The organism is Mesorhizobium koreense (genome assembly GCF_031656215.1).
In the GTDB taxonomy this organism is placed as follows: domain Bacteria; phylum Pseudomonadota; class Alphaproteobacteria; order Rhizobiales; family Rhizobiaceae; genus Mesorhizobium_L; species Mesorhizobium_L koreense.
The window spans coordinates 4,456,835-4,476,531 of record NZ_CP134228.1; the positions used below are offsets into that span (position 1 = coordinate 4,456,835).

The following is a 19,697-nucleotide window of genomic DNA, read 5'->3' on the forward strand; positions in this document are numbered from 1 at the left end:
CGACGAACTCAGGCTGAGGCGTCGCGGGGGCCGCCCTCAGCAAAGCCGCCGCCGCACCGCATAGGCCTCGTCAGCGCCGGGCTTCTGGCCTTCCCGCAGGGGCTCGGCCTCGTATTTGGCGCCAATGTCGGCGCGACGGGCACGGGCTGGTTGATAGCCCGCATCGGCGTGCGCGTCTCGCTTTCCACCTACGTGCTGCCCATGATCTTAGCGAGCGATGGCATAACTCTGCATGTGACGTGGAGTCGCCGCCGCGTGGTAGAGGCCATCGCGCCGACCAACCGCACAGACACGGCCGAGCGACCAGGGGTCCATTACAGAAACCTTATGTCCGCGGTCACGCATCTGGTCGATGACTTCCTTGCCGTACCGATCCTCCATGAGGACACGACCAAGTTCGTAATCGCGCGGATAGAACGAGCCGGGCCAATGTTTCGCATGGAACATCGGCGCGTCGATCGCCCGCTGCAGGGCGTATCGATGCAGATGATGGCGAAGCAGAACAATAAGCGGCCACTGGTCTTGCTGGTCTCCCCCAGGGGTACCGATCGCCAACCAGGGCGCGCCCTGTTTCATGATCAGACTTGGCGACAGGGTGGTCCGAGGCCTCGTCTTCGGCCTGAGGGAGGACGGCAACCCTTCGTCCAGCCAGAACATCTGGCCACGCGTCGAAATGGAGAAACCAAGCCCCGGGATCGCAGGTGAGCTCTGCAGCCAGCCGCCGCTGGGGGTAGCGGAAACCATGTTCCCGAAGCGGTCGGTCACGTCCAGATGAACGGTATCGCCTTCGATTGCCGGCACCGGCGCGAATGTCACTTCACCGCCGCCCGGGCCAACCGGCTCTTCGCTGCCGGCACGTGCGGCGATCTTGGCAAGACGTTCGCTGGCTCCATCAAGATGGCTTGCCCGCAGTTCCAGGGAGGCGTCGGGCCCAATCAACTTTGCTCGTTCGCGTGCGTACTCATCCGAAATCAGGAGATCCAACGGTATGTCCGATGCGGATGGGTCGCCGTAAAAGGCTTCACGGTCGGCAAAGGCGAGCTTCGCTGATTCGATGATCGTATGGGCGAATTCAGCGCCCAACGGGTCCATCGCCGCGATGTCGAACTGCGATAACAACGCCAGTTGCTGGAGCATCACGGGTCCCTGTCCCCAAGGACCGGTCTTGTGGATCGTCAGACCGGCAAAATCCCGCGAAACCGTCTTTTCGATGCTGGCGCTCCAGCCGGCGAGGTCGTCGCCCCGGAGCAAACCACCGTTACGTCGTCCAGTCGTGTCGAATAGCACTTCGGACGAATAGAAGCGGTCGATCGCCTCGGCCACGAAGCCGCCGTAGAAGGCTTTTCGCGCGGCCTCGATCTGCGCGATGCGATCGCCGCCCACGCTCTTCGCCTCTGTGAGCAGCCGCCGATAGGTCTCCGCTATGCCGGGTGTGGTGAATAGCCGGTCGTGGCGCGGGACCGCGCCGCCGGGAAGCCAGACTTGTGCGGAACTCGGCCATTCATCACGAAAGAGATCGGCAACCGGGATAATCGAGGAAACGGCCCGTGCGAGAAGGGGGAAACCGCGCTCCGCATATCCGATGGCATAGGAGAGGATTTCCTCCAGTGGAAGCGTTCCGAAGTCCCTGAGCAGAAGCATCCATGCATCGAAAGCGCCCGGCACCACGGCAGGCAGCAGCCCGGTGCCCGGCACCATGTCGAGGCCAATGGCGTGATAACGCTCTATCGTCGCCAGAGCTGGCGAGGGGCCTTGTCCGCATATGACGACGGGTTCGTCCGCGCTGGCGCTCTTGGCTATGATGGGGACATCGCCGCCCGGGCCGTTCAGATGCGGTTCGACGATCTGGAGAACGAAGCCGCATGCGGCTGCTGCGTCGAAAGCATTGCCGCCCTTTTCCAGAACAGCCATCGCAACCGTGGTGCCGAGCCAATGGGTCGAACTCACGGCGCCGAACGTCCCACAAAGTTCGGGGCGGGTAGTGAAAGCTGACATCGATTTCTACCTTTGAACGATTTGTTTTGCCCCGATCACCTGTTGGGCAACTATCAGGACTATGGCGATCACCAGGACCTGCAGAGCCGACGCTGCCGCGACGACAAGCTGATTGCCCTGAAACTGTAGATAATTGAAAATCTCGATCGGAAGAGTAACGACGCCCGGTCCTGTCAGAAAGAGAGCCGCATTGAGCTCGCCGAAGGAGACGACGAAGGCGAAAAGCCAGCCGGCGAGCACACCCGGCCAGATGATCGGCAACGTCACCCGGAGGAAAGCCTTTAAGGGGCTGGCGCCGAGGCTCTGCCCGGCTTCTTCGAGAGTGGTGTCGAAGCTCTGCAACGAGGTCAGCACGGCCCGAAACGCGTAGGGCAGGCAAACGACGATGTGCGCGACGAACAGCCCGAGCGTCACCGGCATGTGGATGGTCCGGTAGATCAGGAGTAGCGCGAGGCCAAGAATGATGGCCGGAAAGACCAGGGGTGCGATCATGAGCGCCTGCATGAGGCCGGAGAACGCATTGCGGGTACGGGTCACGTAGATCGCGCCGAGCAGACCGAGGAAGGTCGATCCGCATGCCGCCGCAAAAGCCAAAACCACGCTTAGGATGAACGCATTGCGCATTTCTTCCATTGAGAAGAATGCCGCGAACCATCGGAGGGAGAAGCCGGGGGGAGGGAATGAAATTGATGTCCCGGCACTGAAGGAGACGACCAGCACGACGACGATCGGACCGATCACCAGGCAGAGAGCGATCCCGACAATGACCTTGAGGAGAAACAATCCGATGCTCATCAGCCTTTTCCCTGCACCCTGCCAGGACGCACGACCGTCTGAACGATCAGGGCAATCGCGAGGGCTATGATCAGAAGCGTGAAGGAGAGGGCAGCCGCGCGCGGCCAGCGGAATGTCGACACGCTGTCGAATACAAGGCTCACCAGAAGCTTGTAGCGGGGCCCGCCGAGCAGCGCGATGGAGACATAGGCGCTGAGCGTCAGGAACGTCACCAGCATGAGCCCGGAAGCGATACCGGGAGACGAGAGCGGCAGCGTGACGCGCAGGAATGTCTTCCACGGTCCAGCGCCAAGCGATTCAGCGGCCTCCGCATAGCTTTTGTCGATCGTAATGAGCGAATTGGTGAGCGAGATCACCATGAACGGCAGGAGGATCGTCAACAGACCGAGCGTGATCGCGTTGAAATTGTACAGGAATTGGATCGGCCGATCGATCCACCCGAGATGCCAAAGCGTGCCGCTGATCATGCCGCGGCGGCCCAGGATGGCGACCCAGCCATAAGCGCGCACGACATTGCTGACCATCAGCGGCACCATCAATATCATGAGCATGATCAAGCGGCCCCGAGCGTTCAGCCTCGAGGCATAGAAGGCGACGGGATAGCCAATCAGGAAGCAGAACGTAAGAACGGTCGCGGTTGAAAGCAGCGTGCGCTTGATGATCAGCCAGTAGAAGGGATCGGTTGCGATCTCGGTATAGTTGATGATGGTCGGTGTCAGGTCATAGAGGTTCGTCGTCGAATTCCCCATGAAGCTGACGAACAGAAGATAGGCGAGCGGAACGACGAAGAAGACGACGAGGATAAGCAGCGGCGGCACCAGGATCGCCGTCATTATGGATGCGGTTGGTAGCACCCCCCTCATTGCTCCAGCACCATCATGTTATCCTGATGCCAGTCCAGGTCGACTTCAGCGCCTGGTTGGAGCGAAAGGTCCTTGATACTGTCATTGAAGACGACAGCGTTTATCGAAGTACCGTGGAAATCGAGGAAGAGCTGAGTCTGGGCGCCCCTGAAGAGGATGCTCCTGAGCTTCGCCTTCAATGCACTTCCGGGACGTACCGCGATTTTCTCCGGCCGCAATCCAAGCTTCAGTTTCTCACCCGGTCGTGCCATCGCGCCCGAAACTCTCATGGCGACGCCGCCCAGGTCGACAACGGCCGCATCGCCATCCCGACCTGTTACCGACGCAACGATGATGTTGCTTGCCCCGAGGAACGTGGCAATGAATTCCGTGCGCGGCCGATCGTAGATCTCACGCGGCGCGCCGACCTGCTGGATTCGGCCATTGTTCATGACGGCCACTTGGTCGGACATCGTCAAGGCTTCTTCCTGGTCGTGCGTCACAAAGACGGTTGTCATGCCAAGCCGCTTCTGCAGTTCGCGGATTTCAACCTGCATCTGTTCGCGCAGCATCTTGTCGAGTGCGCTCAATGGTTCGTCGAGCAACAGGACGTCAGGTTCGAATGCAACGGCGCGAGCAAGAGCGACGCGTTGTTGTTGGCCACCGGAAAGCTGACGCGGGTAGCGATCGATGAAGCTCTCGAGCGCCACGAGCGCAAGGGTGCTTTTGACTTTCCGTTGGATATCCGCCTTCTTCTCCTTCCGCATCTCCAGGCCGAAAGCGACATTTTCCCCAACCGTCAAATGCGGGAAGAGCGCAAAGTTTTGGAAGACCATCCCGAAGTTTCGCTTGTAGGCGGGGATGCCCGTGACATTCCGCCCGCCAATGAAAATCTTGCCGGTCGTCGGCTGCTCAAAACCGGCGATCAGCCTGAGCGTCGTCGTCTTGCCGCAACCACTCGGACCGAGAAGTGAAAAAAGGATGCCGGGCGTGACATCGAGATCGAGCGCATGCAGTGCCGTAACCCCGCCGAATTCTTTCTCGACGGATTCGAAGCGCACGCCTGCAGGTGCGGGTCCTGACATACGCGCGACGGCTGCGGCTGCTTCACTCATTGACCGAACGTCCTTTCGACGTGGGAGGCAGGCTTCTCCGAGGCGCTGTTCAGAGGGGTTGCAAGCGCAACGTCGTAGTCGACGATGCGGCAAGCCGCTGCCGTTAGCCGGACCGGCAGTTCGGTCAATACCAGTCGCTCCACCCAGCTTATCGTCGAATTACAAGCCAGGGTCTCTTCGGCATTGTTCAAGAGCCGCTGTAGCGTCGTCAGAATTTCCGCGCTCTTGCGGGAGGCTCGTGCAAAAGCGGCAATCGCCCGGTTCCGGATATCGGTCCATTCCGCGGAGAGCCGATCGAATTCCTGCTCCGCGATGCCACGGAATTCCGATGTTTCCGCCTGAGCCTGGTCGTGCATTACAGCCAGCGACGCTGCAATGGCGGCATCGACCGATGAAAGCCGAAGCTCAGGCGGCGTAGAAGCCAGATCGCACGCATTGTGGCAAGGCTGATCGTAGAGGCCGAGCGACTGCACCGCGTTATGGATCATACGGAAGCCGGCGCATGCGTCCTTGGCATAGAAGGACAGGGTTTCGTTCATCACCTTGGAGCCGCGGACCGGCAAATATTTTCGCACGTAGCTGTCGAGGACAATGCCTTTGCGGACGAACTCACCCATTTCAGGGTGGGGCGAGAAGACTATCGCACGGCCCCTATGCGGTGCGGCAAGGAGAGCGGCAGGGGAGCCGCGGATGCTTTTGTCGAAGAGTGCCCGGTCGAGTGGGTTGTCAATAAACAGACGCCCAGAAAGCATGAGATCATTGAACCGTGCCAACGTCGCCGCTTCGCGGGGCCGCTCGGCATAGACCGGGCCGTGGTAGTACGGCATCTCGATAGCCTCCGGCAGGCCCCTGCCCAGGTCGCTGGCGTCATCAAGCGAAACACTGATGAGGCCGGCGCCCGTCAGTAGATATTCATGGGTGTATCGTGGGACAGCATCGATGATACCGAGCCATTCAGGTCGTCCTGACGACAGGTAAAATGCCCCGCCACACGACCCGATATAGGCCCCGCCATCAGCAAGAAACGCGTGAATCGCGGCATCGACACCTGACTTCGCCTCCGCACGATCAAGGCCCCATGTCGCAAAGCCGCCCGGCATCACGAGCAAATCGAAGTCCGCCAGCTTTCCGGAAATCACCTCGTCGGCGCCGATACCGGTGCAGCCCAATCCAAGGCTCAGGAAGGCATGGGCGTAGTACGCCCAGTACGGATATCCGACAGCGCTGCCGCAATAGATTGCAATTCGCGGAACACTGGTGCCCGGAGGGCTCCTGCCAGGAACCCGGCCTGAAATATCCTGCAAAACCAGGCCTGCCGCTTCAGCTGCCAGGGAAGCTCCTTCCCCCAGCACAAATCCGTCGGCAACTTCCGTCACGGCATGCCCGTGCGTTCGCGCTCGATTGACGAAGGCAAGCGTTCTGCCATCGAACGGGCCCGGATCGCGAATGAACCTGAACGTCATGAGCGCTTGCAGCCGAAGAAGAGAAAGCGACGGCGCAAAGCCGTCGCATCATTTGAAAACGTCAGCCGCCCGCGACAACCCGGTTCCAGCGGTCCGTCCACTCGGCACGCTTCTCCGACATGAATTGCTGATCGAGATCGATAATTCGCGACCTTTCCGCGTCACTGAATTGCACCCGCTCCTGAAGTTCCACGGGCAGGCTCGCCAACGCATCCTGGTTCGTCGGGACGTAGTTATAGACGCGTGCCACCCATCCCTGCAGGCTTGGATCAATCGTCGTGTTGACGTATTTCTCGGCCCATTCCTTGTTCTTCGTTCCTTTCGCGATGCTCGTGCCGGACATGTAGCTGATGGCGCCTTCGGCCGGGAACACCCACTTCACATTGCCTCCCTGCTTGATGACAGTGTAGGTCTGCGACTTGTACAACAGGCCAATCGCCGCTTCACCGCTGAGCAGGGAACTCTGGATCGTGTCGGTATCTTTTGCCCAGATCGGGTTGAGATCGGCCATCTTCTTAAGCATCTCGAAACCCGCTTCGGCGTCCTTCAGATCCTTGCCGGCCGCCAATGCACCTATCGGAATAATGTAGGGGCCGATCGAATGGCTGATCGCGGGTAGAACGATCTGACCGTCGTAGTCCTTGTTCCACAGATCGGCGAAGCTCTTCGGCGGCGTCTTCACCAATTCGGGATTGTACGCGATACCGAGGGCCGAATAGATCATGGCCACCCAGCCGTCGCGGCGGAACCGTTCGGGAATCTTGGCAAGATAAGGCATGTTCGGCGAATTGGGATCAAGGGGTTCCAATACGCCCTGAGACTCGGCCAGAGGGACAACGCCATCATGAAGCTGGACCAGATCGAAGATCTGATTGCCTGCGTTGATCTTCAGCTTGGTAATACGCTCGACCGGACTTGAGCCGGTATCCTGGACAACCGCAACTCCGGTCTTCTCCGTGAACGCCGCGTCAACATTGTCCTTCATGCTTTTGCCCCAGAGCCCGCCCCACGTCATGATCGACAGGGATTCAGGCTTTGCCCAGGCTGCGGCAGGTCCCATCGTAGCGAGAGCAGGCACGGCAAGGGCCGAGGACCCGAGAAGCTTGATGACATCTCTTCTTTTCATTTTCCATTCTCCCCTGTTTGAAATTCTTTTGCGGCTTCAGACCGGCTGATTCCGAGGGACGAAGATCGCCCAGCTTCTCGAATATGACCTCCAAGCTTGATATGCGGTATTTTTCCTTTCAGGATATCAAGAGTCAATAGATGATATATCAGTTTGCGCGAACAGGAGACCAAAGCACTGATGAAACAGGCAGCCATTTCTCAAGCTCGCAGGGCCTATCTCATTCTGGAAGATAAGCTCGTCACTTTGGAACTGCAGCCATGCCAAGTGCTCAGCGAAAGGCAGTTGATCGAGCTTGTCGGGCTTGGTCGGACACCCGTCCGAGAGGCCATTCAGCGCTTGTCATGGGAAGGTCTGATTGAGGTTCTTCCGCGCTCAGGCATTCGTGTAAGCGACATTCGCCCCGAGGACTACATGCGCGTGATGGAACCGAGAGCCGTACTTGAGCCTCTTCTCGCGCGCAACGTAGCCCGCTATGCAAACAACGGCCACACGGCAAGTCTTACCGTCTGTGCTGGTGAAATGGAAACGGCCGCGAAATCCGCCGATGTGCATGCATTCCTAAAGGCAGACAAGGTATTCGATGAAATTCTGGCTGTTGCTTGCCCAAACAAGTTCATCACCAAAGTTCTGGCTCCGTTACAGACGCACTCACGCCGGTTCTGGTTTCATTTTGGATCGACCGACGGCCCCGAGATTTCGGCCAAGCTGCACGTCGCGGTGATGCAGGCGATCAGCCGCAAGGACGAAGCGGCGGCGGAAAGGTCGATGGTGGATCTGGTCGAATACTTGAGTGCAGCGGCGCGGAAACTCCTCTGATCCCTTCAGTCCCTGGCACGCAAACTTGGGTGTGTGAATTTGCGAGTGAGCGCGGGATCGTGGTTTCGTATGAGACGATCCGCCGGTGAGCCATCAAGTTCGGGCCGGGTTATGCTCGCCGCTTGCGCTGCAAGCAGCCACCTTCATTGACCTCGGGAGAGTATCGCTACGTTCGTGAGGTATCGGCCAAAGGCTTCTTCATTCCAAAAAGAACTCCAATATGGCGCTTGCCTGGCCCTCGGTCATGGCCGTTCCAGCAACCAGTTTAGCGCCCGCTTTCGCTGCTTCACGAAGAAGGGGCGTGGCCTGGCTGCCGGGAACGATGTCAACCACGGTCATTGACGAGGAAAGCGCTCCTATTTCCCCCGGCAACCCATCTCCTGCCTTCATGCCGATCGGCGTTGCATTGATCAGGATATCATGTCCTTTCGCAAGCGCTGGTCCCACACGGGTTTCACAGTTCGGATAGCTTTGCCGAATTCGCTCGGAAAGATCCTCCGCCCGTCCGGGATCGAGATCATTGATGGTAATCGAAGAAGCCCCGGCTTCGGCGAAAGCAAATCCGATAGCGCTGCCGGCACCGCCCGCGCCAATAAGCAGGATCTTCGACCCGGCGACCTTGGTCTGGACAGCCACTGCACGAAGCAGGCCAATTCCATCGAACATATCTCCGGTCCATCGCCCGCTGGGTTCCCGCTTCATGGCGTTTATGCCACCGATTTGCCGCGCCCTCTCGGACGGGTTGTCGACCAGGGCAAGACATTTTCCCTTGAAGGGATAGGTGACCACGAGCCCGTCGAGATTTCCGAGGCTCATGATGCCGCCCATCACCTTGATGAAGTGTTCTTCAGGGACATGGAAGGGAACGAGTGCGGCATTGACGCCGGACTTTTGGATCAAGGGATTGAGAAGAGCCGGTGTTTTTGCCTGTTTGATGGGATCGCCGACGATTCCAAAAAGTCTGGTAGCTCCATCGATTTTCATTGCCTGACTCCTCTCGTCACTGGCGGTTCCGGCGAGTTGCTAGACGCGATGTATCTGCAGGCCTCCGCCGATATCCACATGTATCCCCGTGGCGAAGGGAATATCGCCTCTGGCCAAAGTGGCGATGGCCTTGGCGACATCCTCGGGTTCTCCCCACCGCCCCATCGGCACGCCTCCGGTTTCTATGAAGTTGTTATAACGGCCCGCGGCCGGCTCGGTCATCCGGGTAGCGATAATGCCTGGCCGGACCTCGAAGACGGCTATTCCCGCAGCCGCGAGCCGGGAGGCGAAGAGCTTCGTCATCATCGTCAAACCGGCCTTGGTGATGCAGTAATCGCCCCGGTTTTCGCCTACGATCTCTGCATTGGCGGAGCTGACAGTGATAATGCTGCGCTTTGAAGCGGCGTCTTTTGCGGCATCCCGCAGAAGACGTCGGGCGACGCTTTGCGTAAGGAAAAACGTACCCCTGAGATTGATCGCCACCGCCCGATCGAAGCTTTCCGGCTGCAGGTCAAGCAAATCTCCACGGACCAGTGACGTCACACCTGCATTGTTGACGAGGCAAGTGATCCTCCCGAGGTCAGCTTCCACGCGATCCAGCAGATCTTCATGACTTTCAATCCTGGCAAGATCAAACCCGTAGGTTCGGGCCCTGCCCCCCTTCCCCACATCGGGCGTCTGGGACAGAGGTTCTTGCGTCTCCTCGAGATCGGCCATCGCAACGTCGAAGCCCGCCGCGAAAAGATGCGTGGAGACGGCATGGCCGATACCGCCACCAGACCCTGTGACCAAGGCGACGCCGCGCGAAATCGCTTTCATTCTTAAAGTTCCCGCACTTCAAGCGAAGGAGCGATGCCTCTTCGCCTTCCCGATCAAATCCGACTTGGCCAGCGAGAATTGCAGCACGTAGGTGCCGCGTCTTACCTCCGGATCTGCGCCTACGGCCGCCAGGTTGCCATCACTCAGCAGCCCCTTGCGTAAACTCTCGATTACATCGGCTTGGACAGTTTCAACCAGTACGACCCATGCCGCCGTCTCGTCTGGTCCCCCTCGCAGCCGCATCTCGGCTGTCTCTCCGGTACCCTGCCCGGCCTGCCCTTCGAGCAGGTGGGTTCCGACAACGCCGTATTCCTGTGCAACAGTATTCAACACCGTCTCTACAAGCCGGCGTCTGAATCCGGACGCTTCGATCCGCGTTTGCAGCCTCAGCGTCTCAATGAAAGCGCCCTCGCCCGATCCCTCAGTCATGGCCACATTGCAAATCGTGCGGGATGTATCGCGGAAAAAGCGCACGACTTCGCGCGTCCATTCCGACGGATCGTTCAGCGCCTCCCGATAGGCCGGCGACATCAGGTCGGAAGCGAAGGAGGTTTCGTAGAAATTGAAGAACTTCGGTTCGCCGTTGAGCGCCACATATCTGCGGCCGCGCAAAAAGCCCGGAAGCGCAACCCTCTCCGGAATATGCTCATGAACGTGCCACTTCAGGAACTCGCCTTCCATTTCCGGATCTATGCCGTTCCAGATGGCCAGAACACCTTTGCCAAGCAGGGACAATTTGCTTCCTCACATGTTCGCAGTTCAGCAAAAGACGAAACTCTCCATCCGCCTGCTGTGCCGGTGAATATACCCGGTCGGGTTTCAAGCAAGCTGTGGCCACAAACCGTGCGCCCAAGCCTCGCTCATCGCGGGAGCGTAGGGAACAACGCGCTGCTCCTGCACACCCAAGCCGGTGACACCAAGGCGCATGGTGTCGCCCGCCTTCATGAAGACGGGCGGGCTCTTGCCGAGGCCGACGCCGGGGGGCGTCCCGGTCGTGACGATATCGCCCAGCTGCAGCGCCATGAAGCGGCTGAGGTAAGACAGGAGAAACGCGCAGGTGAAGATCATCCGCGTCGTCGTGCCGTTCTGGACACGCTTGCCGTTCAGGTTCAGCCAGAGATCGAGCTTCTGCGGGTCCGGCACCTCGTCGGCCGTTACCAGCCACGGGCCGCAAGGGGCAAAGGTCGGATAGCTCTTGCCTTTGGTCCACTGGCCATCCTTCTCGAGTTGGAACTCGCGCTCGGAAATGTCGTTCAGCACGCAATAACCGGCGATGTATTCGAGCGCGCGTTCTTCCGGAACATGCCAACAGGGTTGGCCAATGACGAAGGCGAGTTCGACCTCCCAATCGAGCTTCGTCGAACCGGGTGCCAGCAGTACCGGATCGTTTGCGCCGCAAAGCGCCGAAGTGTGTTTGTTGAACAGGATCGGCTCGCGGGGAATAGGAGCGTTCGTTTCCTCCGCATGATCCGTATAGTTCAGGCCGATGCAGACGAGGTTCGGTACCCGTGCGACCGGGACGCCATACCGGACGGGTCCTTGAATGGCGGGAAGAGAGTTCGGATCAAGCTTTCGCAAGGCGTCGAGACCTTCCGGTGCAATCACCGACTGGTCGATGTCCGCCACGACACCGGACAGGTCGCGCAATGTTCCGGCACCATCCACAAGCCCCGGCCTTTCCGAGCCCGCAGAGCCATATCTGAACAGTTTCATGATATTTTTCCTTTGCGATTCCAGCCAGGTGGGAGGTCCCCGGCACGATCAAACGAAACGGTCAGCCGGGAATCTCGAGATACAGAGACCTCAGCATGATTGACGCTCTTTCAGCCGGGTAAGGACCTTCGCGGCACGCGAGCCCCCGACGGCGCACTCCTAAGATCTTCGGCAAGCCCCATTGGAGCGGGATCGAACAGCCGGACATCCATGGTGACGAGCTTTTCGGAGACGGACGGGCGGAACGCCATATGCGCGAAAACATCCCGTTCGATATCGATTCCCGGGGCGACCTCGATGAGCCGCAGCCCATCCGGCGTGATGTCGAACACCGCCCGCTCCGTCACGAATATGGCGATGCGGCCTTGTTCGGAGGCAAACCTGGAACTGTAGCAAATCTGCTCGACCGAGGAGACGAACTTCTTGTGACGGCCTTCGTTCAGGATCTTCAACTGACCGTCGACGCACCGAAGTTCCAGCCCGCCCGAGGTGAACGTCCCGCTGAACACCACCTTCCTGGCATTCTGGCTGATGTTGACGAATCCGCCGACGCCGACGATCTTTTCGCCGAAGCGGCTGACGTTGACATTGCCCTGGGGATCGACCTCGGCGAAGGAAAGGAACGCGACGTCCAGCCCCCCGCCGTCATAGAAGTCGAACTGGTAAGGCTGGTCGACAACGGCGTCGAAGTTTTGCGCGGCGCCGGAATCCACACCCGTCAGCGGAGCACCGCCGATATAACCCTGCTCGTTGGTCAGAACGATCCGGTCGAGAATGTTTTCCTCTGCAGCAACGGCCGAGACTCCGGTCGAGATCCCGGCACCGAGATTGCAGATTGCGCCGATCCGCAATTCCATCGCGGCACGTCGGGCGACGATTTTCCTCTCGGTGAAAGGAAGTCGCACCATCGCGTCCAGAGGAACACGAAGCTCGCCGGAATAACCTGGGTTGTACGCCGTCGCATAGGTTTGCTTCTGCTCGGGATCGACCACGACATAGTCGACGAAGATACCGGGTATCTTCACCTCCCGCGCGGGCAGGGTCCGGCGCTTGGCGAGGCGCTTGACCTGGACGATTACTGCAGCGCCCTGGCGCCGCGCGGCTTGCGCGCTCGAAAGCATCTCGCCTGGTATCGCCTCATGCTCCATAGTGATGTTGCCGTCCTCGTCCGAGGTGGTGCCACGCAGAATTACCACGTCGAGAGGCAGCGGCTTGAAGCGCAGCCATTCCTCACCGTCGATCTCGATCAGTTCGACCAGGTCTTCCCTGGCGCTGCTGCTCTGGCGCGCGCCCAACTGGCGAGGGTCGATGAACGTATGCAGTCCCGTCTTGGTGATCAGGCCGGGACGGCCGGCTGCCATCTCGCGCGTCAACTGAGCGATCACGCCCTGCGGCAGCGTGTAGGATTCGATCTTGTTGTCGCGCGCCAGCGCGATCAAGGGCGGAGAGTCGATCAAGGCGCTCGTCACGCTCCGCTTGAGCATTCCGGGATGGCGAAAACAGGCCGCTCCTTTCAGCTTCCGGTCCCCGATCCCGACAGCGTGAATGAGGGTGAGGTCGCGGGGCGTCCCCGTCTCCAGAAAGCGTGCCTCTATTGCGTCAAGAACGGCCTGAGGCACGCAGTGACCGCCGCCCGAGCCGCTGACGAAAACATTGTCTCCGGGTTGAACAAGGCTTGCCGCATCTTTGGCGCCGATGATCTTCATCTCGCATTCTTTCTGTACGTTCTGATCGGAAATATTATCGTGCCGAGGCAGAATATCTTATATTTTAAATAGAAAATGCCTCAATTTGAAGATATATTTTCCATACTTACTTCTGGTGACCTTATTTGTTTGTCCAGTCTCATTCGCAAGGGCCACAATTTCGACAGTTCTGATGCCGCCGCGGTAACGACGGGGCCAAGTTCCTGGACGCGCTCTTCGGTCAGCCTGACGCTCGGCCCGGCAACGCTCACGGTTCCCGCAACCGGGCCGTCCTCGCGCGACCGGATCGCCGCCGCCAAAGCGGTCACGCCCGGCTCCGCCTCGCCCATCGCGAGCCCGTAGCCACGCCTAGCGGTGACCTCCAGTTCTTGCATGAGCGATGACACCGAGCGGACGACGTTGGGTCCGAACGTAGCAGAATCACCAAACCCGCCATTCTTCATGACGATCCGCACCGCATCGTCGACAGGAAGCGTCGAGAGCCATGCTTTCCCGCTCGCTGTCGCGTGGAGAGGAACCGTGGCTACCGTGTCGGTTGGCTGATACATCAAGCCGCCCTTGGCGCCCTGCGCGTAGGCGACCCAAACCAATGTGTCGGAATCGACCACCGCCATACGGACGAACTCGCGCGACGCTGCCGCAAGATTGTCCAGGAGCGGCTGGCAGATATCGGGAATTCCTGTTGCGACATAGAAGCGCTGCCCGAGGACAGCGAGACGCATGGTCAGCCTGTAAAAGCCTGTTTGCGGATCCTGCTTTGCCCAGCCGAGATCGACCAGGGTCGCGAGCAGCCGATGTGCTCCGCTCTTCGGAAGTTCGAGCTTCTCCGCTATCTCGCCCAAGGGTAATTCATCCGCGTTTTCCGCGAGCAGTTGAATGATCGACAGACAACGTTCGGCGGGGACGTGGGTCATCAGGATTGTGCTGCCGTTGGATGGAAAGACACAGGCTGGCAGGCATGTAACGGCTTCGCCGAGGATTCACGGATGCACGCTGTACCCTGCCGCGCCCAATCTAGCGCACGACTATTCGCCGTTATCGGTATTGGAACACGATTGATCATCGGCCCTCGAACTCCGGCGCGCGCTTGGTGAAGAAGGCCTCGACGCCTTCATAGAGATCGCGAGAATCGAAGATCCGTTGTTGCGCCACAGTCGAAGCCGATAAAGCAGCGTCCAACGGCCCATCCTGCGCAGCCTCGACCAGCCGCTTGGCGAGCTTGTTGGAAAGAGGCCCGCGTCGAGCGATTGTCTCGGCAAGCTCCCTTGCGCAGACCAGCGCCGAACCGTCTGTTATCCGGTTGACTACCCCCCATTCCAAAGCCTTGCTGGCATCCAGGGTTTCGCCGGTAAAAAGCATTTCCTTTGCCCTTGACGGGCCGATCAACCGCACCAGACGGACCGATCCATTGCCGGCGAGCCCGCCCAGTTGTGATTCCGGCAACCCGATTTTCACGCCCTGACGAAGGACCCTGAGATCGCAGGCCAGTGCGAGTTCCAAGCCGCCTCCCAGCGCCGGCGCGTCGATGGCAGCGATCGTCGGAAAAGGGATGCGCGCAAGATTTCTCAGGACCATATCCTCGAAGAGAATCTTGCGTTGGCTCGCATCCGCGTGAAGGTCGTCGAATTCCTTGATGTCGCTCCCGGCACAGAATGCCCGCGATTCTCCACCATGAAGAATGAGGCAGCGGAGGTTGCCGTCTTCCCTCACTCTCGCCAGCACCTTGTTGAGTTCTACAAGGAACGGCTGCGTGACGAGATTGAGCGGGCCGTTCGAAAGCGTGATCTCGGCGATCGCGTCACGAAACTCGACCAAGACAGGCGACGCCGTGGCGACATTCGAAGCAGTTCCGGCCTCTGTCGGCTTGATACCCATCCCGGTGCTTTTCATCCTTGGGTCGCAGGCCGGGTCGGCGATCCGATCCCGTGAAGAATGCCCAATCGCTCGAAATGCTTGTGAATTCTGCTGACGTACGCGCCAAACTCGGGCGCATCGCCAAGTACGATCGGACGCGGGCGCGGAAGATTGATATGGATATCGTCGATCACCTCACCGGGGCTCGGGCTCATGACAAGGACACGATCGGATAGTCCGACAGCCTCCTCCACGCTATGCGTAATGAAGAGAACCGTCGGCCTCCGCCTCATCCACAACGATTCGAGGTCCGATCGCACCTGTAGACGCGTTAGCGCATCCAAAGCGCCAAACGGCTCATCCATCAGAAGGACGGCGGGGTCGTGAACAAGGCTGCGAATGAGAGAGACGCGCTGGCGCATACCGCCTGAAAGCTGGCGTGGGTATTTTGTCATCGCATGTTCGAGTTGCAGCTGAGCGAACAGCTCCTTTGCGCGCAGCTCTATTTCCTTGCGCGGCAGCCCGCGAATATCGGCATGCAACATCACATTCTTGAATGCCGTCCGGAACTCGAGAAGCAGATGGTCCTGAAAGGCGATCCCGACATCCGTGATCGGCTTCGAGACCCGTTTGCCGCCGACTTCGATTTCGCCGGTCGTCCGCTCCAAAAGCCCGGCCACCATGAGCATGAGAGTACTCTTGCCGCAACCGGACGCGCCCACCACGGAAACGAACTCGCCGGCGCCGATCGAAGCGCTCACCTTCTTCAATGCGCGGAAAGGCTTGTCCGTATCCTCGCCGAATATCTTCGAGACGTTCTCGATGGCGATCGGAACGCCGCAAACCTGGCGTTGGTTCTTCATCTCGCTCAAGGCCGCGGATTCCTTACAGCCGCTGCGGATTCACCCGACGAAGCCGCGACCGCCTCGAGCGGAACCTTGGAGACCAGAAGCGCCTTGCGGCCACGCTGGACGGTCTTTCCATCTTGCGTGACCACTTCGACGTCGAATGTAGCGATCGCCTGGCTGGGCCGTGATCTGCTGTCGCGCAACTCGGCCAGTGCATAGTTCACGAAGATCGTGTCACCGATGTAGATCGGACCGACGAACTTCCAGTCGCTTATTCCAAGGAACGCGATCGCCGTTTCTCTCAGCTCTCCGGTTCGCGCCCACATCAAGCCATGCGCATAGGCCAGTCCAAGCATCCCGTGAGCCACCCTTTGGCCGAACTCACTGCTGCGGGCATAGACATCGCTTGTGTGAAGCTCCGAGAAATCGCCGGTAAGCCCGGCGAAGCCGACCACGTCGGCATCCGTGATTGTCCGTCCCGGACTGCGAAACTGCATGCCCACGAACAAATCGTCATAACGGTAGGAAGTCTTTCCAGTCATCCTGACACAGGCTCTCTTTTAGCAGTCGCGGCCCGCTTCAAGATCCGCGGGCCGCGTAACGCTCAACATCAGTTCTTACAGGCGCGCAGCTGCGACACCGGCGGCAGGAATTCGTTGGTGTAGTACATTTTCGGGTCCTTTCCGGCAGGAAGGAGCCCTACCTCGGAGAGGAGTTTCTGGGTCAGATCCCAGTGCTCGTCCGTTGCCTCGCCGATATATTTCGTGCCGCCACTGCAGAACAGCGGAGGAATCGCTGCGAGTTGCGCCGTAGCAAGCTTGGTGTCGACATCCGGAAAGGTAGCCTTCAGGTCCTTGACGGTCTTTTCGGGGTTATCCAACGCGAAGCTCCACCCCTTCAGGCTTGCGGCGATAAACTTCCGCAGCACATCGGGGTTATCCTTGATGTAGCCGTCGCTGGCAAAGATGGAGGTACTGACCGTCGGCACTCCATGATCGGCGAACATATATCGGTCGATCTCGGCGCCCTGGGCTTTGATCTGAATGCCGTAGTCGTCGACAGATCCGAGAATCGCGTCGACCTGGCCTTGCAGGAGTGCCGGCACCATCGAAGACGGCGGCATATTGAGCTGGTTGACCTCGGAAGGATCAATATTGTTAGCCTTGAAGAACAGCGGCAACATCGTCACCTGGGAACTGCCCGCAGGTACGCCGACCTTCTTACCCTTCAGGTCCGCAACCGACTTGATTCCAGCCTTCTTCAGGGCCTCCACCTCGTTCGGATTCGATTGGTAGACAGTAGCCACGATCTTCATCGGCGCGCCTTTGGCGATCAGCTGGCTGACCGCCACCGCATCTGCATAGGCGAGTTGGGCTTGGCCGCTGGCGACAAGCTGGGCCGTATTGGCCGAGCCGTTACCCTGAACGATGGTGACGTCGAGCCCAGCTTCCTTGTAGTAGCCCTCCTGCAATGCGGCAGCGAAGCCGGCATTGGCACCGCCCGCATACCAGTTAAGCTGGAACGTCACGGCGGTTTGCGCGAACGCAGCCGACGCAAAAATCAAGCTCGAGACAGAGAACGCCACTCCCAAAAATTTGCTGTACAGTCTATTCATATTGCTCTTCCTCCACTTTGATTACGCTAAGCGCCGATCGCATCACGACTTTCCATCTACTTGTTGTCGCGTTGCCACGGAGCCAGAAGCCATTCGCTGAGATCGACCGCGTAGTTGATGACGAGACCAATAACCGTCAGAACAACCAGAACCGCGAATGTCAGCTCGATATTCATGGTGCTCGTACCCTTCAGCAGAACGTAGCCGAGGCCTTTGTTCGCTCCGACGAACTCCGCGACGATGGCTGCCGTAGCGGCGATGGTCGCCGAGGTTCTCAGTCCCGAGAAAATTACGGGAAGGGCAGCCGGAACACGCAGGTACCGGAAGGTCTGCCAGGTCGTCGCGCCCATAGATCGGGTCAGATAGAGAAGTCGTTCATCAAGGATCTGGAATCCGCTGATGCTGGCGATCAGCAGCGGAAAGAACGTCATGAGCAAGGTCAAGATGACCTTCGATTCCATGCCGAACCCGAACCAGACCAGGAACAGCGGCGCCACCGCCACCTTGGGCAGCAATTGGAGCAGCATGGCCGGTGGATAAAGGACCTGCTTGGCCAGCGGCGAAAGGGCGATGATCAGGCCCAACGGGATCGCCGTGATGAGGGTCAGGCCGAAGCCTAACAGGATTTCTGCCAACGTCGTCTGCGCATTCCGCCAAAGCATCTCAGCTTCGGAAATCAGCAGATAGAATACACTTCCCGGTCCGGGAAGAAGGTACGCCGGAATGCCGAAGAAGCGGACGGCGCCGCTCCACAGGGCGATGATAGCGACAAAGGTGACAAGCGGAATAAGATTCCAGCCAAAACGCAGGAGTGTGCGCACGGCTTTTGATTTTCGACGTGGCTGCGGACTGCCGACCTCATCCAGATCCGCCGCAGGCTCTGAAAGTCTGGATGGAGAACGGGCGGAAAGGTCCGACGACATTGAAGCCTCCTACAGCCACCTTGAGCTGCTCCGGGTCAATATGAAATCTCAATTCAAGTTTGAACGCTATTCAATCTTATGTTTTTCGTCAACACACATATGCGCTTCTGTTCGGAAGTGCGCTTGATCAGCTCACCGGCGCAGGCAGTGGAGGCTTATGATATCGAATCCGCCCACACCGCACGGCTGCACCGATCGAACGGCTGACGCTCGCCGACGTCGTGACGCCGCTGCGCCGCAAGGCTTTAGCGGCAAGGTCGAGAAATCAATCGAGAGACAATCATTGCGTGTAGCGGCGAATGTCGTTGCGAGACCGGTCGCGGTGGAAGCTGAAGGCGATCCGTATTGGCAGAGCCAGTACTTCAATCGCATCGGGCAGGATCATCGGCGGATCAAGCGCCGGATCCGACCCATGCTCGGCTTCAAATCGATGACCGGCGCCGCGATAACCCTATCGGGCGTCGAGACGGTGCATATGATGCGGAAACGGCAGGCGAGGTATGCCTACAATCCAGCACCCTCGCTCGGCGAGCGGTTCGAGATCCCGGCCACATAATGCGCGACGGAACCAATTCAGTCATGCATCGCGCCCACGCAGCGCAATGCATATCTTCCACGGTCAGGACATATCCATGTGTGATGGACGGATTGGGTCAGTACTCGAACTGGACACTATGCCTTCGCGACAGAGTCCGTTTTGTTATAGGCCCATCCGGTCGGATCGGTCGGTGCCAATCCCGTTTTTCCCGGCATCTGGATCAAGAGCCATAGCCCTCCATTCGGGCAGATGGTTTCGTATTCGGTGAACTCCGGAAAGTCGATCAGGGTTCCGGGACCATACGTGACGCCATTGACTATAAACTCGCCTTCCAGAATGTAGCGCAACTGCCGAAACCCATGCTGATGCGGGAACGTTCGCGCGCCGGGGGCGAACCGATCGTAGACGCAGGCGACACCGTCGCGAAAGGACAGCAATTTGATGGATACATCATCGAAGCGCGTCTTCGTCCATTCGAGGTTGTTGATATTTTTCGCGCCCAGCTCTCTCAGTGTGCGATCACGTTTCATCCGTCGTTCTCC

At 59.1% G+C, this 19,697-nt stretch carries 19 protein-coding genes and 2 pseudogenes; 3 read left to right on the forward strand and 18 right to left on the reverse strand.

Annotated elements, in window-relative coordinates; genetic code table 11:
* Window positions 1–60: 60 nt before the first annotated feature.
* Window positions 61–207 (forward strand): annotated as a pseudogene (locus RBH77_RS21300) (hypothetical protein); the annotation flags it as partial.
* Here the strand turns inward: RBH77_RS21300 and RBH77_RS21305 are convergent.
* The 6 genes from RBH77_RS21305 to RBH77_RS21330 form a co-directional block, all read right to left on the reverse strand.
* Window positions 208–1,995, reverse strand: coding sequence for a gamma-glutamyltransferase family protein (locus RBH77_RS21305; RefSeq protein WP_311029563.1), 1,788 nt, complete (start codon window positions 1,993–1,995; stop codon window positions 208–210).
* A gap of 6 nt (window positions 1,996–2,001) precedes the next feature.
* Window positions 2,002–2,790, reverse strand: a complete 789-nt coding sequence (locus RBH77_RS21310) for an ABC transporter permease (RefSeq protein ID WP_311029564.1) — start codon at window positions 2,788–2,790, stop codon at window positions 2,002–2,004.
* Complete coding sequence (locus RBH77_RS21315; protein WP_311029565.1) at window positions 2,790–3,623, reverse strand: ABC transporter permease; 834 nt, start codon at window positions 3,621–3,623, stop codon at window positions 2,790–2,792. The genes RBH77_RS21310 and RBH77_RS21315 overlap by 1 nt, the downstream gene beginning before the upstream one ends.
* A gap of 26 nt (window positions 3,624–3,649) precedes the next feature.
* Window positions 3,650–4,840 carry an ABC transporter ATP-binding protein gene (locus RBH77_RS21320; RefSeq protein WP_311029566.1) on the reverse strand — a complete coding sequence of 397 codons (1,191 nt, stop codon included), beginning with the start codon at window positions 4,838–4,840 and terminating at the stop codon, window positions 3,650–3,652.
* Window positions 4,744–6,210 (reverse strand): hypothetical protein, encoded by a 1,467-nt coding sequence (locus RBH77_RS21325; RefSeq protein WP_311029567.1) that lies wholly within the window; start codon window positions 6,208–6,210, stop codon window positions 4,744–4,746. Before RBH77_RS21325 ends, RBH77_RS21320 begins: the two co-directional genes overlap by 97 nt.
* 61 nt (window positions 6,211–6,271) lie before the next feature.
* Window positions 6,272–7,336, reverse strand: coding sequence for an ABC transporter substrate-binding protein (locus RBH77_RS21330; RefSeq protein WP_311029568.1), 1,065 nt, complete (start codon window positions 7,334–7,336; stop codon window positions 6,272–6,274).
* Between the two features lie 180 nt (window positions 7,337–7,516).
* Here RBH77_RS21330 and RBH77_RS21335 point away from each other — a divergent pair, with 180 nt between their 5' ends.
* On the forward strand, window positions 7,517–8,155 hold the full coding sequence (locus RBH77_RS21335) for a GntR family transcriptional regulator (protein WP_311029569.1): 639 nt from the start codon (window positions 7,517–7,519) through the stop codon (window positions 8,153–8,155).
* A 198-nt stretch (window positions 8,156–8,353) separates the two neighbouring features.
* On the opposite strand, the gene RBH77_RS21340 is transcribed toward RBH77_RS21335, so the two are convergent.
* The 11 genes from RBH77_RS21340 to RBH77_RS21390 all read right to left on the reverse strand — a co-directional run bounded on the left by RBH77_RS21340 (window position 8,354) and on the right by RBH77_RS21390 (window position 18,617).
* Window positions 8,354–9,139, reverse strand: a complete 786-nt coding sequence (locus RBH77_RS21340) for a shikimate dehydrogenase family protein (protein ID WP_311029570.1) — start codon at window positions 9,137–9,139, stop codon at window positions 8,354–8,356.
* Between the two features lie 39 nt (window positions 9,140–9,178).
* A complete protein-coding gene (locus RBH77_RS21345) occupies window positions 9,179–9,958 on the reverse strand; it encodes a 3-ketoacyl-ACP reductase (RefSeq protein ID WP_311029571.1) in 780 nt (259 codons plus the stop codon).
* A gap of 18 nt (window positions 9,959–9,976) precedes the next feature.
* Window positions 9,977–10,693: a DUF4286 family protein gene (locus RBH77_RS21350; protein WP_311029572.1), complete on the reverse strand. Its 717-nt coding sequence runs from the start codon at window positions 10,691–10,693 to the stop codon at window positions 9,977–9,979.
* Between the two features lie 84 nt (window positions 10,694–10,777).
* Window positions 10,778–11,671, reverse strand: coding sequence for a fumarylacetoacetate hydrolase family protein (locus RBH77_RS21355; RefSeq protein ID WP_311029573.1), 894 nt, complete (start codon window positions 11,669–11,671; stop codon window positions 10,778–10,780).
* A 110-nt stretch (window positions 11,672–11,781) separates the two neighbouring features.
* Window positions 11,782–13,377, reverse strand: coding sequence for an acyl CoA:acetate/3-ketoacid CoA transferase (locus tag RBH77_RS21360; protein WP_311029574.1), 1,596 nt, complete (start codon window positions 13,375–13,377; stop codon window positions 11,782–11,784).
* Window positions 13,378–13,457: 80 nt separating this feature from the next.
* On the reverse strand, window positions 13,458–14,291 hold the full coding sequence (locus RBH77_RS21365) for an IclR family transcriptional regulator (RefSeq protein WP_311029575.1): 834 nt from the start codon (window positions 14,289–14,291) through the stop codon (window positions 13,458–13,460).
* 145 nt (window positions 14,292–14,436) lie between these two features.
* Window positions 14,437–15,267, reverse strand: coding sequence for an enoyl-CoA hydratase/isomerase family protein (locus RBH77_RS21370; protein ID WP_311029576.1), 831 nt, complete (start codon window positions 15,265–15,267; stop codon window positions 14,437–14,439).
* Window positions 15,264–15,992, reverse strand: a complete 729-nt coding sequence (locus tag RBH77_RS21375) for an ABC transporter ATP-binding protein (protein ID WP_311032640.1) — start codon at window positions 15,990–15,992, stop codon at window positions 15,264–15,266. The genes RBH77_RS21370 and RBH77_RS21375 overlap by 4 nt, the downstream gene beginning before the upstream one ends.
* Window positions 15,993–16,099: 107 nt before the next feature.
* A complete protein-coding gene (locus RBH77_RS21380) occupies window positions 16,100–16,621 on the reverse strand; it encodes a MaoC/PaaZ C-terminal domain-containing protein (RefSeq protein WP_311029577.1) in 522 nt (173 codons plus the stop codon).
* A gap of 68 nt (window positions 16,622–16,689) precedes the next feature.
* Window positions 16,690–17,694: an ABC transporter substrate-binding protein gene (locus RBH77_RS21385; protein ID WP_311029578.1), complete on the reverse strand. Its 1,005-nt coding sequence runs from the start codon at window positions 17,692–17,694 to the stop codon at window positions 16,690–16,692.
* Between the two features lie 56 nt (window positions 17,695–17,750).
* The gene (locus RBH77_RS21390) at window positions 17,751–18,617 is read right to left on the reverse strand and encodes an ABC transporter permease (RefSeq protein WP_311029580.1); all 867 of its coding nucleotides are present in this window, start codon (window positions 18,615–18,617) and stop codon (window positions 17,751–17,753) included.
* A 255-nt stretch (window positions 18,618–18,872) separates the two neighbouring features.
* Between RBH77_RS21390 and RBH77_RS24050 the strand changes: the two are divergent.
* Window positions 18,873–19,173, forward strand: a pseudogene (locus tag RBH77_RS24050) (DDE-type integrase/transposase/recombinase); the annotation flags it as partial.
* Between the two features lie 116 nt (window positions 19,174–19,289).
* Here the strand turns inward: RBH77_RS24050 and RBH77_RS21400 are convergent.
* A complete protein-coding gene (locus RBH77_RS21400; RefSeq protein ID WP_311029581.1) occupies window positions 19,290–19,685 on the reverse strand; it encodes a cupin domain-containing protein in 396 nt (131 codons plus the stop codon).
* Window positions 19,686–19,697: the final 12 nt, after the last annotated feature.

What these genes read in the sequence shown, in the direction of transcription:
- RBH77_RS21325 (WP_311029567.1), bottom strand. Translation starts at nt 6,210, where the DNA reads ATGACGTTCAGGTTCATTCGCGATCCGGGCCCGTTCGATGGCAGAACG.
- RBH77_RS21345 (WP_311029571.1), bottom strand. Translation starts at nt 9,958, where the DNA reads ATGAAAGCGATTTCGCGCGGCGTCGCCTTGGTCACAGGGTCTGGTGGC.
- RBH77_RS21360 (WP_311029574.1), bottom strand. Translation starts at nt 13,377, where the DNA reads ATGAAGATCATCGGCGCCAAAGATGCGGCAAGCCTTGTTCAACCCGGA.
- RBH77_RS21390 (WP_311029580.1), bottom strand. Translation starts at nt 18,617, where the DNA reads ATGTCGTCGGACCTTTCCGCCCGTTCTCCATCCAGACTTTCAGAGCCT.
- RBH77_RS21335 (WP_311029569.1), top strand. Translation starts at nt 7,517, where the DNA reads ATGAAACAGGCAGCCATTTCTCAAGCTCGCAGGGCCTATCTCATTCTG.
- RBH77_RS21340 (WP_311029570.1), bottom strand. Translation starts at nt 9,139, where the DNA reads ATGAAAATCGATGGAGCTACCAGACTTTTTGGAATCGTCGGCGATCCC.
- RBH77_RS21310 (WP_311029564.1), bottom strand. Translation starts at nt 2,790, where the DNA reads ATGAGCATCGGATTGTTTCTCCTCAAGGTCATTGTCGGGATCGCTCTC.
- RBH77_RS21380 (WP_311029577.1), bottom strand. Translation starts at nt 16,621, where the DNA reads ATGACTGGAAAGACTTCCTACCGTTATGACGATTTGTTCGTGGGCATG.
- RBH77_RS21355 (WP_311029573.1), bottom strand. Translation starts at nt 11,671, where the DNA reads ATGAAACTGTTCAGATATGGCTCTGCGGGCTCGGAAAGGCCGGGGCTT.
- RBH77_RS21365 (WP_311029575.1), bottom strand. Translation starts at nt 14,291, where the DNA reads ATGACCCACGTCCCCGCCGAACGTTGTCTGTCGATCATTCAACTGCTC.
- RBH77_RS21400 (WP_311029581.1), bottom strand. Translation starts at nt 19,685, where the DNA reads ATGAAACGTGATCGCACACTGAGAGAGCTGGGCGCGAAAAATATCAAC.
- RBH77_RS21370 (WP_311029576.1), bottom strand. Translation starts at nt 15,267, where the DNA reads ATGAAAAGCACCGGGATGGGTATCAAGCCGACAGAGGCCGGAACTGCT.
- RBH77_RS21330 (WP_311029568.1), bottom strand. Translation starts at nt 7,336, where the DNA reads ATGAAAAGAAGAGATGTCATCAAGCTTCTCGGGTCCTCGGCCCTTGCC.
- RBH77_RS21315 (WP_311029565.1), bottom strand. Translation starts at nt 3,623, where the DNA reads ATGACGGCGATCCTGGTGCCGCCGCTGCTTATCCTCGTCGTCTTCTTC.
- RBH77_RS21385 (WP_311029578.1), bottom strand. Translation starts at nt 17,694, where the DNA reads ATGAATAGACTGTACAGCAAATTTTTGGGAGTGGCGTTCTCTGTCTCG.
- RBH77_RS21305 (WP_311029563.1), bottom strand. Translation starts at nt 1,995, where the DNA reads ATGTCAGCTTTCACTACCCGCCCCGAACTTTGTGGGACGTTCGGCGCC.